We start from the raw sequence: 508 nt of genomic DNA on the forward strand, positions 1-508 counted from the left end.
TCACTGAACTCGCCACCGTTGTCGAACGTGATGGTGTGGCAGACATCTTTATAGCCACTCAGCATCGAGATGATGGCACTGCTGACTTCACCCGCATCTTTGGAGAACACCTTTTTTGTCAGGTAGATACGGCTATTACGTTCGGCCAGCGTCACGATGGCACCTGTCCCTTGTGCACCCAGAACCAGGTCCGCTTCCCAGTCACCCAGGCGGCTACGCTCATCAACCACGGTCGGGCGCTGCTCGATGGAGACGGCTCCCGGTATGCGGCTGCGCTTAGTCCCGTAGCCCTTACGGTAACGGCGTTTACCCTGCCTCAGATGCTTGTACAGTTCGCCGCCACTGGCTTTATCAGCCTGAACATGCTGGTAAATCCACTCGTGGCTGACGGGGCTGCCAATGCGCTTACAGATAGCGCTGATCTGCTCCGTGCTCCACTTCCAGCATAACCCTCTCTCAACGTAAAATGCCGTCTCAGGGCTGATAACGCGCTTCGCCGCCCGCCGTC

General features: G+C 57.5%; 1 protein-coding gene. It reads right to left on the bottom strand.

Annotation, left to right across the window (positions count from 1 at the left end; all coding sequences use genetic code 11):
• Positions 1 to 508, bottom strand: a 508-nt coding sequence (locus ACSZO4_RS25830) for an IS30 family transposase (RefSeq protein ID WP_437891929.1), incomplete at both ends; no start/stop codon positions are given.

Source organism: Phytobacter sp. V91 (genome assembly GCF_965644225.1).
Lineage (GTDB): Bacteria > Pseudomonadota > Gammaproteobacteria > Enterobacterales > Enterobacteriaceae > CBFFRJ01.